This window comes from Streptococcus orisasini, assembly GCF_001431045.1.
In the GTDB taxonomy this organism is placed as follows: domain Bacteria; phylum Bacillota; class Bacilli; order Lactobacillales; family Streptococcaceae; genus Streptococcus; species Streptococcus orisasini.
Genome location: NZ_BCLE01000028.1, coordinates 35,445 through 50,274 on the forward strand (window position 1 = coordinate 35,445; position 14,830 = coordinate 50,274).

Here is a 14,830-nt window from a genome sequence, read left to right on the forward strand (position 1 = left end):
TTCTAAAAAGCACTGACAAACTTAATCAAGGCAAGATTAAGTTTGACCTGCTTGGCATAATAAATATTACCCCCGTCTTTATAGAGTTCACCGCCGCCGTAAAAGAAGGCAACAAGATTGTAATAACGGTAGGTCTGTCCGCTTTTATTGCCAAGACTGGGTGCAACGACAGTTTTAGAATAGCGTTTGGCCAACTTGATAGTGCTTTTGCCACCGTTTTTAGAGATATAGGCAATGTAATTTTTACCAAAATTATAGGCTTGAACAGCTGTCCAGACATCCGTTTTCTTTTTCTGTGCCTCTTCTAGGTTTTCTGATAGGACCGTCACTCCTTGCCGGACACTTTCACGGTTGTCTGTAATGGTATTGGCAATACCGCTTGAGCTTTCGCTGGACTGCATCAGATCGTCTTCTTGCCCTTTGGTTTCTGTGTAAATCATGGCCAGGACCAAATTTTCATTGGTTTTTGTGTCATTTTCATCTAAAATTTCCCGCACCATAGGACGGTAAGCAAGAACATTTTTGACATTCTGATAGGTCGTAAAAATCTGGTAGCCAATTAAGAGTAAGAGGCCTAAAAGAATGACTTTTACTAGCTTTTTTTTCATATTACTTACTTTGTATATCTTCAATATTTTTAATCAAAATAGAATAGGTCCCATTTTGATTTTGAATAAATTCAACTGATTCAGCATCCTGATAAACATTGTTGGGGACCAAAAGCTCAATGCCGTTTGACAGTGACAGCTTTTGGCTTTCTAATTTTTTGATTTGACGGGAATGATCAATATCAGCTACCTTGATTGGTTCTGGAATCGTCTCTTTCAGTTCATCAACAAAGGTGAGCCGCGCTGTCAAATTGGCATCAAACAGCTGATCCGCCAATTTTTCCGGAGACAGTTCTTGATCTTCTTCCAGATTTTTATAAATAGCCGATTTCATTTTAGACTGAAAGGCAAAATCATCCTGATTGAAATTATCAGCTACCTTTTGAGCCGTTTTTTCCATCAGTTTAATGGATTTTTTAACGGACTGTTCAGGCTGAACCTGAAGCAGATTTTCAGAAAAATAGTTGGCAAAAGAACCATTGTGCTTGATTCGTTTTTCAATCAGATAATATTGCCTATTCTGACGATTGATAATCAAGGCTTCATCCGGCATTTGAGCAGCACTGGGCAGGTTATTTTGAGTTAGGCGAATAGGGCTGTCGCTGCCGTCTGTAATGTGTGCTAAACTTTCCTTTAGAGCGATGCGCAAAAAAGCAAAATGCTCAATTCCTTCCTTGTCAAACTGGACAAAAATCAAATCATTGGTTTTTTGATTGTCACTGATGACAAATTCTTCCTTCCACAACTGGGCGACTTTCTTGGAACTTTCCAAGAAGTCCTCACTGAGATAGCTGAGAAAAACATTATCCTCCTCAAATTTTCCCCGCTTAGCTTCATCTGAAAAGACCCTGCTTAATTTCTTTCGAAAATACTCATCTAATTTGGGTGTGATGCTTAAAAGTTTATCCGAAAAAATCAGCTCAGTATCATCTGGCGTAAATTGGTGAATAACAATTTTCTTTAAATACAAATCCATCATGCGAGACTCTCATAAAGCGGGAAAGCATCAGTCAGCACTTTCACTTCTTGGCGGACTTCTTCTAAAACAGCTTCATTATCAGTATTTTCAAGGGTTTTAACAATAAGCTCAGCCACCTTGCGGCATTCTTTAGGACCAAAGCCACGCGCTGTTACTGCTGCTGTTCCGATACGGATACCTGAAGTTTTAAATGGAGACAGTTTTTCAAATGGAATAGAATTCTTATTTAAGGTAATGTGAACGTCATCCAGAATATTTTGCGCAATTTTCCCATTTTCAACCACTTGCGTTACATCAACGAGGAAAAGATGATTTTCACTGGCACCTGAAACTACACGGAACTTATCATGAGCATTGAAGACTTCAACCATGGCCTGGCAATTGTCCAGAACATTCTGCGCATAAACTTTAAAGGCTGGATCCATATTTTCCTTGAAAGTGATGGCCTTAGCAGCAACGATATGCTCTAAAGGTCCGCCTTGCAAACCTGGGAAAATGGCAGAATTAATCTTTTTAGCGAGGTCTTCATCATTGGTCAGAACAAGACCGCCGCGTGGACCGCGCAGGGTTTTGTGGGTCGTACTTGTCGTAATATGAGCGTAAGGTACAGGGCTTGGATGCAGACCCGCAGCTACAAGACCCGCAATATGAGCCATATCAACCATGAGCTTAGCACCAACCTGATCTGCAATGTCGCGGAATTTAGCAAAATCAATAATGCGAGAATAGGCGGAAGCACCTGCAACAATCAGCTTGGGCTGAACTTCTTTAGCCTGCTCTAAAATTTGGTCATAATCCAACAATTCTGTTTCAGAATCGACATTATAGGCAACAAAGTTATAGGTTTGCCCTGAAAAGCTGACAGGTGATCCGTGCGTCAAGTGTCCGCCGGCAGCTAAATCAAGTCCCATAACAGTATCACCAGGCTTGATAAGCGCCATATAAGCTGCAGCATTGGCCTGACTGCCGGAATGCGGCTGAACATTGGCAAATTTAGCGCCAAAAAGCTGTTTAGCACGTTCGATAGCCAGACTTTCAACCACATCAACACATTCTGTACCTCCGTAGTAGCGGCGGCCTGGATAGCCTTCGGCGTATTTATTAGTCAAGATAGAACCTTGTGCTTTCATGACAGCTTTCGAAACGACATTTTCAGAAGCAATTAATTCAATATTGTTTTGCTGTCGTTTTTCTTCTGCATGAATGGCTTCCCATACTTCTGCATCATACACTTCATAATTGTCTTTATCAAAAATCATAAATTCTCCTTAAAATTTAATAGCATTCACACGGGCTTCAATATCAGCCTGTGTGATATTTCCCTGACGTAAAATTTTAGCGGTTGGGCCGGAAATATCCAAAATGGTCGAGTCCACTTTTCCAATCGCTTCATCATCTTGAACGCCTAATAACTGATGACCAAAACTGGCCTGAACACTGGCATAATCCAAACCGCTGCCGTGACCCGATAGATTGGCAGACGGACCAATCAGAGACCCGGCTTTCTTAATATAGGCTAACGTTAATGGATGGCTGGGAACTCTAAAACCAACAGTTGGCAAACCAGAATTTACCCAAGCTGGCACCCTTTCATTAGCTTTTAAAATAATGGTCAGAGGCCCTGGTAAAAAAGCCTGATAGAGTTCTGGCAAATAAGCCGGCACTTCCTTGGAAAAAGCCAAAATGTCTTCTAAAGAGGCAACATTTAAATTCATGGCCTTTTCCGGCGGACGTTTTTTGAGAGCATAGACATTTGCAACAGCCTTGGCATCCAAAGCTCTGGCAAAAAGACCGTAAACCGTTTCTGTAGGCAGAATAACCGACTGTCCAGCCAGTAAAGCCTCTTCAATCTTATCCATCATCAATCACAACCATTCTATCCTTGCCAAAGCTATCCCGCAAAAGGCGGATACGTTTATCCGAAAAATAATTTCGGAAAAGCTCAGAAACAAGATTTCCCTGTTTATAGCCAATTTCCAAATAAATCTTTCCTCCCGCATTCAAATGTTCAGCAGCACCTTCAGCTATCTTTTGATAAACAGCTAAACCGTCATTTTCAGCAAACAGTGCTAGGTGCGGCTCATGCAGCAGCACATTTTGTCCGACTTCATTTCTGTCCTCAAACGCTATGTAAGGAGGATTGGAAACAATGATATCATATTTATCTGAAATCTGGCTGAAAACATCCGAATGCAGGAAAGTAATCGTTGCCTGATTAGACTTGGCATTGTCCTGTGCTAGCAGTAAAGCTTCCTTAGAAATATCGCTGGCGCTGATCTGCCAACTTGTTCTAGTCTTAGCCAGTGCGACAGCAATCGCACCGCTACCTGTTCCGATATCCAAAACTGTCAATGATTTATCTGGATTTTCCTCCAAAATTAGATTCACCAGTTCCTCAGTCTCAGGACGTGGGATAAGGACACGTTCATCAACAGCCAAAGTCAAATCTGCAAAATAAGCCTTGCCTGTAATGTACTGAGCAGGTATGTGCTGTTTTAACAGCTTTGTGATTCTGTCTAATTGCCTAAGATCAGCTTCTGGTATTTCACGAGACTGATGAAGGATAAAATCAAGCCTGCTCCAGCTTTTCCAATCATTAAAGACGTAAGCCAAGGCTTCTTTTTCCTCACCATTGGCGGCCAAATCCGCTTCATACTGAGCAAAAGCTTGAGCGTAATTCATTAGTTACCCAACTCTTCTAGCTTTTGTGTTTGGTCATAGAGGACCAAGGCGTCAATAACTTCATCTAATTTCCCAACTAAAATAGTATCTAACTTTTGCAGAGTCAGTCCGATGCGATGGTCGGTTACACGATTTTGCGGGAAATTATAAGTTCTTATGCGCTCAGAGCGGTCCCCTGTCCCAATCGTGGACTTACGTTCGGCGTCCTGCTCATCCTGAGCAATCTGCGCAAAGTGGTCTGCCACACGAGCGCGGATAATTTTCATGGCCTTGTCGCGGTTTTTTTGCTGCGTCCGTTCCTCCTGCATCTCAACCTTAATATTGGTTGGCAAGTGGATAATCCGAACAGCCGTTGCAACCTTATTGACATTTTGACCGCCGGCACCGGAAGCGTGGTAAATGTCCACACGCAGATCCTTGGGATCAATCTCGTACTCTACTTCTTCAACTTCAGGCATTACCAAAACTGTCGCTGTTGAAGTATGGACACGCCCTTGGCTTTCCGTGACAGGAACCCGCTGAACCCGGTGGGCACCCGATTCGTATTTGAGCTTAGAATAGACAGACTGTCCCGAAACCATAGCCACAACTTCTTTGATGCCGCCGACACCGTTCATCGAAGCCTCCATGACTTCAAATTTCCAGCCTTGGCTTTCTGCATATTTTTGGTACATATTCAGCAGGTCTCCTGCAAAAAGAGCAGCCTCATCACCGCCAGCAGCACCGCGGATTTCCAGAATAATGTTCTTATCATCATTAGGGTCTTTAGGTAAAAGGAGGATCTTGAGTCTTTCTTCATAATCCTCTTTAGCTGCTTTGGACTCTTTCAGCTCCTCCTTGGCCATTTCTTCAAGTTCAGGATCGCTGCCAGCATCTTTTATCATCTCTTCTGCATCAGCGATATTTTGGATGACTTGTTTGTATTCACGGTAGACTGTTACCGTTTCGCGAGTAGATGCCTCTTCTCGCGAGAGTTCCATGAAGCGCTTGGTATCACTGACAACATCTGGATCACTGAGCAATTCACCCAGTTCCTCGTAGCGATCTTCAACAGCCTGTAATTGGTCATAAATATTCATTTTCTTAAACAGTTCTCCTTCTTTACATCACAAAATAACTAAACTCATAATCAATAACAACAGAATAGCCTTAGGTGCTGAGCTGCTTTAGCAGCCATCACCTATAACCGGGTGGACGGCTGAAGAGAGACAAGCGATAATTTTGTTTCGCTTCAGCCTAATGCACGGTTTAGGCATTGTCCCATAGGAAATGGCGTTAGGTGCTGAGCTGCTTTTAGCAGCCATCACCTATAACCGGGTGAAAATAATGCTTCCGGCAAACGGGAATATAGGTTTCATTGCCGCCGATTTGAATCTGCTCGCCCTCATAGACAGGCTTACCGCCTTGAGTTCTCAGCACCATAGTTGCTTTTTTAGAACAAAATTGACAGATGGTTTTAATTTCTTCAATTTTATCTGCCATAAGCAACAATTCGCGCGACCCTTCAAAGAGATGATTTTGGAAATCATTTTTCAGTCCAAAAGCCATTACCGGAACATCTAGGTCATCAACAATTCTAGCCAAATCATAGACGTTTTTCTTGCTTAAGAACTGGCATTCATCAATCAAAACACAGTAAGGTTTATCTTGCAAATTAGCAATGTAAGCAAAAACATCCATGTCATCTGTTATGGGAACTGCTTTACGTCTCATACCAATCCTGCTTGAGACGACACCAAATTCATCCCGTGTATCAAGACTGCTGGTCATAATAACAACAGGCTTACCCTGCTCTTCATAATTATGAGCCACTTTTAGAATTTCAATGGTCTTCCCAGAATTCATGGTCCCATATTTATAATACAACTGTGCCAAGACTTTCAACCTCATCTCATACTAGTATCTCATCTATTTTACCATAAAAGCTAAAAAGGCGCACTGAGTTTTCACAATAAAAAGACAGTTTAAAGGGAGCCTATTCTTTGGAAATATGATAAAATAAAGGTGTCAATTGTAAATTAAACACGGCTGCGACACTGTGCAAAAAGACAGCTTCTCCCAGAGTTTTGCGGATCTTGGTTTTAAATTCGTCGTAGACGTCTGAACTCTCTGAGCCTTGCAGGCGTTGAGAGTTCTAGTCGTCCTGACGAGGGTGCGTCAACGAAATCTCAGATTTCTGACTTACCGCTTATTTTGCTTTGTGTCGCTCACGCCCTAATATCTTATGTAATTGAACACGGGCTAAAATCCTAGTAAAAAAGATAAACTTCCTTGTGTCTTTATGACACGGCGCCAGTTTCCTATTTTTATACGGATTTCTTCACGCCCTTTGTATCTTATATTAAAGGAGAAAACTTATGCCATTTGTTAAAATTGATTTGTTTGAAGGCCGAACTGAGGAACAAAAAATTGAACTTGCCCGCGAAGTGACTGAGGTCGTTTCCCGTGTGGCAAAAGCTCCTAAGGAAGCTATCCACGTCTTTATAAATGATATGCCGGAGGGAACCTATTACCCGCACGGTGAGATGAAGAAAAAGGGTTAAGCCGGTACTTAACTCTTTTATTTTGACTTGATTTTATTTTCAGAAAACGCTATCATAAAGGTAAGGATTAGTTGAAGGAGGTGGACAAATTTGCAGGCACAACAAACCTTGCATATGATGGGGACAACGATTGATATTATGGTTGAAGCCAGCAATGCTCAAGAACTTGTTGAACTTGTCTGCCGGCTTTTGAAAACTTACGAACATCGCTTTAGTGCTAACAGTGATGACTCAGAATTGATGACTGTCAATCATTCAGCCGGACTGAATGCTGTTTCTGTTCATCCGGATTTATTTGAATTAATTCAAATTGGAAAAAAGCACAGTCTTGATCAGCCAAGCAATCTTAATATTGCAATCGGACCTCTGGTACAAACTTGGCACATTGGATTTGATGATGCCAAGCTTCCCAGCCAAACTCAAATAAATGAACAATTAGCTCTTATTAATCCCCAAAATATTATATTGGATGAAGAAAAACAAACAGTTTTTCTATCTCAAAAGGGGATGAAAATTGATTTGGGTGCTTTGGCCAAGGGCTATATTGCTGATAAAATTATTGCTTACTTAAAAAGTCAAGGTGCTACTTCTGCTATGATTAATCTGGGTGGCAATCTTTTGGTCTTCGGACCCAATCCAAAGCGTCCTGGCGGATTCTGGAACATTGGGATTCAAGACCCTAAAAGACCTAGAAATCAAAATGTTGGAATCGTTAAAATCTACAATCAGTCTGTTGTCACATCCGGTATTTACGAACGCCATCTGCAAGTCAACGGAAAAGATTACCATCATATTTTTGATAAAAATACAGGCTACCCGATTGAAACACAGATGGCCAGCCTCAGTATTATCTCAAAGCTCTCGCTTGACGGTGAGATTTGGACAACACGCTTGTTTGGCCTGCCGATTCCGCTGGCTATGAGGACAATCAATCAAACCGAACATATCGAAGGCATTATCATTACCAGAGATAATCGCATCGCCGTTTCAAACGGCTTAAAAGATACTTTTATCCCCCTTTACTAAACCTAAAGAAAGAGGTACAACATGATGAAACTTATTGGATTAGTTGGGACAAATTCAAAAAAATCGACTAACCGTCAATTGCTACAATACATGCAAAAACACTTTGCTGATAAGGCTGATATTGAACTAGTCGAAATCAAGGATCTCCCTATGTTTAATAAACCAGCTGACAAAAAGCTCCCTGAGGGAGTTATTGAAATAGCTGAAAAAATTAAAGCTGCAGACGGGGTTATTATCGGAACACCTGAATACGATCATTCCATCCCGGCTGTATTAATGAGTGCTTTGGCTTGGCTTTCCTATGGTATTTATCCGCTTCTAAATAAGCCAGTTATGATTACCGGAGCTTCTTACGGAACACTGGGCTCATCACGCGCTCAACTGCAGCTACGGCAGATTCTCAATGCTCCCGAAATCAAAGCCAATGTCCTGCCAGATGAATTTTTACTTTCTCACTCTCTGCAGGCATTTGACAAAGATGGCAATCTCGCTGATTTAGAAACCTTCCAAAAACTTGACGCTATCTTTGATGACTTCCGTATTTTTGTTAAAATCACTGAAAAACTATCAAGTGCCCAAGAGCTTCTGCATAAGGAAGCCGAAAATTTTGATTGGGAAAGTTTATAAAGCAAACTGAACACGGGCTAAAAGCGTCGAGAAAAAGATAGACTGTCTTGTGTGCCAGCGCACAGCGTCAGTCTCCTATTTTCTTCTCGCTTTCTTAACGCCCTTTGTATCTTGTTAATTGAACACGGCTACGACACTGTGCAAAAAGATAAAGACTTCCTAGATGCCAAGCATCTTCGTCAGCTTTCCTATTTTGCTGTGTGTCGCTTACGCCTTTGTATCTTAATTAAAGGAGAAATCAATATGAAATTTGTAGGACTTGTAGGTTCAAATGCAGAACAATCATACAATCGCAAATTATTAGAGTACATCAGAAAACAATTTAAGTTAAAATTTGAATTAGAGTTATTGGAAATTGATGACGTTCCAATGTTCAATCAGGATCAAAGCTGGAAAGACAATTTTCAATTGCGGCTCTTATATAATAAAATCACACGTGCAGACGGGGTTATTATCGCTACTCCTGAACACAACCACACGATTACGGCTGCTTTAAAGAGCGTCTTAGAATGGCTGTCTTGTGAAGTGCATCCTTTCGAAAACAAACCGGTTATGATTGTCGGGGCTTCCTATTACGATCAAGGAACCTCACGCGCTCAGGTGCATCTGAGAAAAATTTTGGATGCTCCAGGAGTTAATGCCTATACCCTTCCGGGAAATGAATTTCTGCTTGGTAAAGCAAAAGAAGCCTTTGACGATGATGGCAATATTATTAACAAAGGGACTGTTGATTTTTTAGAAACCTGCTTAGATAATTTTGTAAGCTATGTAGGGGTGGTGTCAAAATTGCAAAAACCAAAACCAATTGAACCAGAAGACTTAGACTGCAATCATCCTATTGCAACATCTGTTACAGAAGTTGACCCAGACGATCCAGAATGGGTTGAAAAAGTTGCCGAGGTTACAGGCGCTGTTTCCGGCAATACCTATGTCAAACTTGATCACGGTATTTTAACAGTCGATCAAATCAACATGTTTTTAAAAGCTATGCCTTTTGAATTGACTTATTCCGATGATAATAATCAATTCCTCTATTACAACAATGCTCATCAGGATCCAGATACTATGTTTGCTAAACGGGTACCATCCCAATCCGGCAGCCGTTTGTCAACAGTTCACAACAGTCTTCCGCCTGAACGGATGAAAAATGTTGAGTGGGTTATTGGAACTCTCCGTAATGGCAACCAAGAATACGTTCGTACACTTATTCCTAATCCAAATCCTGCTGTGCTCAATACTCACAATTACCAAGCAATGTATTATCCAGATGGTTCCTTTGCAGGTATCAATGAAATTGTTTTTAACTTTAAACCTTGGCTAGATTGGTATCTGCAAACAACTGGTCAAAGACTGGTCGGTGGTGCTGCAGGGGCTGACGCAACTTCCGGTGCTTCTGACAGCGGCAGTGCTGATGCAACCTCAGGTGCATCCGACAGCAGTGACTCAGGAGCTGCCGATGCAACATCTGGTGCTTCTGCCCATTGATTTTCAGACAAAAATAAAAAAAGACGGAGATAAACGGTTTAAGTACTGCTTATCTTCGTCTTTTTAGCTAGCTTTAAAAATAGAAAATATTTCTATCCACTCTTTTTTAAAATCAATGCAGATCAGGCAAGAATCCTTTAATCCAGCAGACCTGCTTTTTTCAGATAATTGTGGGCCACTGTTTTAGCAGATTTCCCTTTTGCTTTAACTTGGTAGTTCATGTCGCTCATTTGGTCTTCTCTTATCTTTCCAGCCAAGCGATTTAAAATCCTCTTTAACTCTGGATGTTTCTGCAACAATTTCTTTTTGAGCAAAGGTGCTCCTTGATAAGGTGGAAAAAGGCTTTTATCATCTTTAAGAGTGACTAGACCGTATTCTTTTATTTCTGAGTCTGTGGAATAAGCATCTGTAATATCAATATCACCGCTCTTGATGGCTTGATAACGCAAAGCAGGTTCCATTGTCCTAACTTGCAGATTAAGGCCATAAAGATCTTTCAAACCTTTATTCCCATCTTCTCGATCGTTAAATTCCAAGGTAAAGCCTGCTTTTGCTGTGTTTGCAACCTTTTTCAAATCAGAAATGGTTTTTAGGCCATTTTCCTTGGCAAATGATTTCTTAACGGCTACAGCGTAAGTGTTTTGATATTTCATCGGTTTTAGATAGACGAGATTATCCTGCTTCAAAATACCATCACGCGCTGCTTTATAAACCATTTGCGAGTTATTAGAAACTTTAGGCGGATTTTTTAGTAGGCTGGCCGTAACTGTCCCTGTAAATTCTGGATAAATATCAATATCACCTTTTTTAAGAGCCTCATAAAGGAAGCTTGTTTTTCCAAAATTAGGTTTGATTTTTACTGACAGATTGCTGTCTTGCTCAATTAATTCCTTGTACATATTAATCAGGATTTCAGGTTCAGATCCCAATTTCCCTGCAATAACAATTTCCTCCTGACTCTGGCTGGCCTTAATGATATTGGGAAGATAGGAAGCTCCTAGGCCTACCAGCATCAGCACAAAAGCAAGCATAATCTTTCTCAGCGAAGCCTTTTCCAAAAATTTAATAGCTAGATTAAAGACAATAGCCAAAAGTGCTGAAGAAATAGCCCCAATTAAAATCAGAGAACTGTTATTGCGGTCAATCCCAAGGAGAATGAAAGAGCCAAGACCGCCAGCACCTATCAGCGCCGCCAAAGTTGCCGTTCCAATAATCATAACAGCCGCTGTTCTGACACCAGAAATGATAACTGGCATAGCCAAGGGCAGCTCAAATTTTTTCAGTCGTTCCCACTTGGTCATACCAAAGGCCTGACCGGCTTCAACCAGACTAGGATCGATAGTTGTCAGTCCAGTGATTGTATTTTGTAAAATTGGGAAAAGGGCATAGATAATCAAAGCCGCAACTGCTGGCACCGTTCCAATCCCCATAAAAGGAATGAATAACCCTAAAAGGGCCAGAGAAGGAATAGTCTGGAAGATTCCTGAAATTTGTAAAATAGCTTCAGAGAGTTTCTTACGATGACTGATAAAAATGGCTAAAGGAACAGCCAGAATAATGGCCATCAAAAGCGATAGCAAAGATATTTGCAAATGTTCCAGCAAGGACTGCAGCCAATCACCAAAGCGATCTTGAAAGGTAGTAATTAAATCTGTCATTTTCGGTCACCTCCAAATAGATCCGCCACAAAGTCATTGGCAGGATTTTTTGCCATGTCTTTAGGATTAGCTACTTGAATAATCTGTCCTTCTTGAAAAACAGCAATACGATCAGCCAATTTTTTTGCTTCTTCAATATCGTGGGTCACAAAAACAACAGTTATTCCTAATTCCTTTTGCAAAGACAGCGTTAAATCCTGCAGCTGCTTTCTAGAAATAGGATCCAGAGCTGAAAAAGGCTCGTCCATTAAAAGAATAGGTGGATTAGCAATAATAGCTCTCAGGATACCCACACGCTGCTGTTCACCACCTGAAAGGTCCCGCGGATAGCGCTCTAAATACTTATCAGCTGGCAGTCCGGCCTTATCCAGTAAACCCTTCGTTTTTTCAAGCCTCTGCGCTTTTGACCAGCCTTTCATTTCCGGAATCAATTCAATGTTTTCTCTGACAGTCAAATTTGGGAACAGGGCAATCTGCTGTAAGACATAACCCATATCTAAGCGCAGCTCCCTTAAAGAAATCTCATTAATTTTTTTGCCCTTTAAATAAATAGCTCCTTGGCTGGGATCAATTAAGCGATTAATCATTTTGAGAGTAGTCGTTTTGCCGCTGCCACTGGGGCCAATCAAGACAAAAAATTCTCCCTCAGCAATTTCAAAAGTGAGGTCATCTAATACCTTCTCACGACCATAGAATTTGCTGACATTTTCAAAACGAATCATGGTTTCTCCTTTGTGGTTTTTTCAGCTTCTTTTTGAACAAAATAATATTGCATATGTGCTAACAAAGCTTGATAATAATGATCTGTCAGCTGAATCATTGCCTTTTGTTTTTGAACAGATAAACTGTTGAAAGCTGCTTCTTCGATCTTTTCCAAGGGATCAATAATAGATTTGGCATATTTTTGACCCTTAGGCGATAAAATCATTTTTTTCTCACGGTGATCTGTTTGTGATTCAAGAAAAGTAATATAATCCTTTTCTCGCCATCTTTTTAAGCTAGCATTGACAACCTGCTTAGTAGAATAGGTCTTTTCGACAATCTGCTTCTGTGTAATTCCCCGTGGGCTGTAATAAAGCCAAAGAAGTATAAACAAAGACTTACTTTGAAGACCATTTTTTCGAGCATAGTGCTCATAAAGAGACATCTGTTGATCAAAGATGCGCAAATAGTGTTTGTTATCTTTTTGCTCTGCTGTCATGAGGCATCTCCATTTAAAACAATAACTTTGCCGAAAGCTTGTGAACTTTCTAGATAATCATGTGCTTCTTTTATTTGATCAATGGTGAAAATTTTTTCTACTTTAACAGAAACATTATATTTAGCAATAAAATCAAAGAGTTCTTGCAATCTAATTAAATCCACATCCCCAGAATAGAAAGCTGTTAAGTAAACATTGTTTTGCAGAGCCATGATGGGATCAAAATTATCTAAAGTCCATTGACCGCCTAATAAACCGACAATACAGACAACAGCACCCTTAGCAGCATGCTTTAAAGTATCATCGATGCAGGCAGGACCTACCAAATCCAAAATCTTATCAAATTTTTGATTTGTTTGCAAACAGCCTTTATGATCGCTAATGACATCGTCATAACCGCTGTTTAAGAGCTGTTCCTTTTTTTCTAGAGAACGTACACTGGCAGTCACTTTAATTTCAGGCAGCGAAGCCTTTAGCAAGTTGAGAAAGGCTTGGGCAACACCACTTGCTCCCGCTCGTATGAGAACACGGTCCTCCTTTTTCAAATTTAAGGTTTTATAGGCCCCGTAAGCAGTATAGTAACTTTCCGGAACTGCTGCCAACTTATCCCAAGCTAAATCAGTTGTAACTGGATAAATTTGTTTATTAGGCAGCAGAACATACTCAGCATAACTACCATCGAAAGCTCTTCCCATTTCTCCCATAATCGAAATAACCTTTTGTCCATGGGAAAAACGATTTTTATCCGAAGTCTCTTCAATGATACCAACACATTCAATGCCTAAAACTCTTGGGAAAACAACAGATGGCGAGTAACCTTTGCGCGTAAAAATTTCAGAACGATTGATGCCAAATCCCTTGATTTTGACCAACGACCAGCCCTCTTTAATTTTAGGAATCTCTCTTTCAACAATTTTTAACTGTTCTGATGTTCCTGGTTGTTCAACAAGCACTGCTTTCATCATCAACCTCCTACTATAAAGATTAGATTTAGTTTAACATGTCAATTTATAATAGTCAAATATTTTGACTATTATAAATCTATTTTAAAAGATTGGATTGTCCAATCTTTTTTACTATATCACTAAAATATAAGTCAGGGATTTTAGTACGATAGCATTATCTTTACAATTGGTATCATTTTGAACTCAAAAGTCCTAATTTTTCAAAAGCTTTGTAAAGTCCGTCTTCTTCCACATCGTCTGTCACCATATCAGCCATAGCTAAAATTTCAGGTCCGCCATTGCCCATGGAAACCCCTATTTCACAGTAGTCCAGCATAGGAATATCAACTTTGGCATCACCAAAGGCAATGGTATCTTTTTTATCGGCTTTTAAATGCTGTAAGAGCACATCAATAGCATGAGCTTTGGTGATATTTTTAACACCCAGATCGCCAAACAATGCAGTTTCACCGCGGCCGCCCCAGGTTCCAACCTTTAAATCCGGAAAGGCCTTTTGCGCATCTAGGTAATCTTGATAAGAATCAAGGACAAAGCTGATTTTATTGAGATCATCACGGTAAAGACGGCCACCGAAAATAAGACCGTGTATGGCATCTTCGACTTCCTGATTTTCAACTTCAGCCGATGTTTTCCCCTTGCGCATGGCATAAATTCTTAAGGTTTCCCGTGCACGCTCCTTAAAGTTTTCGCTGGCAAAAAGTCCATTGTTGCTTTCTAAGTAAAATTCCAGACCGCGTTTATGCAGCCAATCAACGGCCGCTTTAGCTTGCGCTGGAGAAATCAGCTGATGCATAAGAACCTGATCATCATATTCCACATAAGATCCGTTGCCGCCAATCATACCATCAAGACCGATGTCCCAAAGTTCAGGTTGCATTTCTGCCCGGCTGCGCCCTGTTGAGACAAATACCAGATGTCCGTTTTGGCGCGCCTTGCGAATGGCCCTTATTGCTGACTGCGGGATGCGGTTGTTGTAATCTACCAGAGTTCCGTCCACATCTAAAAAAATAATTTTTCTACTCATGTACCTACTCCTAATGTTTTTCTAGTTTTATT

The 14,830-nt window shown here is 40.6% G+C and carries 16 protein-coding genes; 4 read left to right on the plus strand and 12 right to left on the minus strand.

Features of this window, described 5'->3' with window-relative positions:
- Positions 1 to 2: 2 nt before the first annotated feature.
- From SCSH_RS05110 to SCSH_RS05140, 7 genes are all read right to left on the minus strand, one after another.
- A complete protein-coding gene (locus SCSH_RS05110; protein ID WP_057490816.1) occupies positions 3 to 608 on the minus strand; it encodes a lysozyme family protein in 606 nt (201 codons plus the stop codon).
- A 1-nt stretch (position 609) separates the two neighbouring features.
- Positions 610 to 1,587, minus strand: a complete 978-nt coding sequence (locus SCSH_RS05115) for a nucleoid-associated protein (protein WP_057490817.1) — start codon at positions 1,585 to 1,587, stop codon at positions 610 to 612.
- Complete coding sequence (glyA, locus tag SCSH_RS05120; protein WP_057490818.1) at positions 1,584 to 2,846, minus strand: serine hydroxymethyltransferase; 1,263 nt, start codon at positions 2,844 to 2,846, stop codon at positions 1,584 to 1,586. The genes SCSH_RS05115 and glyA overlap by 4 nt, the downstream gene beginning before the upstream one ends.
- Before the next feature lie 9 nt (positions 2,847 to 2,855).
- The gene (locus SCSH_RS05125; protein ID WP_057490848.1) at positions 2,856 to 3,446 is read right to left on the minus strand and encodes an L-threonylcarbamoyladenylate synthase; all 591 of its coding nucleotides are present in this window, start codon (positions 3,444 to 3,446) and stop codon (positions 2,856 to 2,858) included.
- The gene (gene prmC, locus SCSH_RS05130; RefSeq protein WP_057490819.1) at positions 3,439 to 4,269 is read right to left on the minus strand and encodes a peptide chain release factor N(5)-glutamine methyltransferase; all 831 of its coding nucleotides are present in this window, start codon (positions 4,267 to 4,269) and stop codon (positions 3,439 to 3,441) included. Before prmC ends, SCSH_RS05125 begins: the two co-directional genes overlap by 8 nt.
- On the minus strand, positions 4,269 to 5,348 hold the full coding sequence (gene prfA / locus SCSH_RS05135; RefSeq protein WP_057490820.1) for a peptide chain release factor 1: 1,080 nt from the start codon (positions 5,346 to 5,348) through the stop codon (positions 4,269 to 4,271). Before prfA ends, prmC begins: the two co-directional genes overlap by 1 nt.
- A 214-nt stretch (positions 5,349 to 5,562) precedes the next feature.
- Entirely contained in the window at positions 5,563 to 6,144 is a 582-nt protein-coding gene (locus SCSH_RS05140; protein ID WP_057490849.1) for a thymidine kinase, read from the minus strand.
- 482 nt (positions 6,145 to 6,626) lie between these two features.
- Here SCSH_RS05140 and SCSH_RS05145 point away from each other — a divergent pair, with 482 nt between their 5' ends.
- The 4 genes from SCSH_RS05145 to SCSH_RS05160 all read left to right on the plus strand — a co-directional run bounded on the left by SCSH_RS05145 (position 6,627) and on the right by SCSH_RS05160 (position 9,950).
- Positions 6,627 to 6,812 carry a 4-oxalocrotonate tautomerase gene (locus tag SCSH_RS05145; RefSeq protein ID WP_057490821.1) on the plus strand — a complete coding sequence of 62 codons (186 nt, stop codon included), beginning with the start codon at positions 6,627 to 6,629 and terminating at the stop codon, positions 6,810 to 6,812.
- A 90-nt stretch (positions 6,813 to 6,902) separates the two neighbouring features.
- Positions 6,903 to 7,838, plus strand: a complete 936-nt coding sequence (locus tag SCSH_RS05150; RefSeq protein ID WP_057490822.1) for an FAD:protein FMN transferase — start codon at positions 6,903 to 6,905, stop codon at positions 7,836 to 7,838.
- Positions 7,839 to 7,862: 24 nt separating this feature from the next.
- On the plus strand, positions 7,863 to 8,465 hold the full coding sequence (locus SCSH_RS05155) for an NADPH-dependent FMN reductase (protein ID WP_057490850.1): 603 nt from the start codon (positions 7,863 to 7,865) through the stop codon (positions 8,463 to 8,465).
- Between the two features lie 243 nt (positions 8,466 to 8,708).
- Positions 8,709 to 9,950, plus strand: a complete 1,242-nt coding sequence (locus SCSH_RS05160) for an NAD(P)H-dependent oxidoreductase (protein ID WP_057490823.1) — start codon at positions 8,709 to 8,711, stop codon at positions 9,948 to 9,950.
- Between the two features lie 137 nt (positions 9,951 to 10,087).
- On the opposite strand, the gene SCSH_RS05165 is transcribed toward SCSH_RS05160, so the two are convergent.
- From SCSH_RS05165 to SCSH_RS05185, 5 genes are all read right to left on the minus strand, one after another.
- On the minus strand, positions 10,088 to 11,608 hold the full coding sequence (locus SCSH_RS05165) for an ABC transporter permease/substrate-binding protein (protein WP_057490824.1): 1,521 nt from the start codon (positions 11,606 to 11,608) through the stop codon (positions 10,088 to 10,090).
- On the minus strand, positions 11,605 to 12,330 hold the full coding sequence (locus tag SCSH_RS05170) for an ABC transporter ATP-binding protein (protein ID WP_057490825.1): 726 nt from the start codon (positions 12,328 to 12,330) through the stop codon (positions 11,605 to 11,607). The genes SCSH_RS05165 and SCSH_RS05170 overlap by 4 nt, the downstream gene beginning before the upstream one ends.
- The gene (locus tag SCSH_RS05175) at positions 12,327 to 12,809 is read right to left on the minus strand and encodes a MarR family winged helix-turn-helix transcriptional regulator (protein WP_057490826.1); all 483 of its coding nucleotides are present in this window, start codon (positions 12,807 to 12,809) and stop codon (positions 12,327 to 12,329) included. Before SCSH_RS05175 ends, SCSH_RS05170 begins: the two co-directional genes overlap by 4 nt.
- On the minus strand, positions 12,806 to 13,771 hold the full coding sequence (locus tag SCSH_RS05180) for a zinc-binding alcohol dehydrogenase family protein (protein ID WP_057490827.1): 966 nt from the start codon (positions 13,769 to 13,771) through the stop codon (positions 12,806 to 12,808). The genes SCSH_RS05175 and SCSH_RS05180 overlap by 4 nt, the downstream gene beginning before the upstream one ends.
- 175 nt (positions 13,772 to 13,946) lie before the next feature.
- The gene (locus SCSH_RS05185; protein WP_057490828.1) at positions 13,947 to 14,798 is read right to left on the minus strand and encodes a Cof-type HAD-IIB family hydrolase; all 852 of its coding nucleotides are present in this window, start codon (positions 14,796 to 14,798) and stop codon (positions 13,947 to 13,949) included.
- Between the last annotated feature and the right edge of the window lie 32 nt (positions 14,799 to 14,830).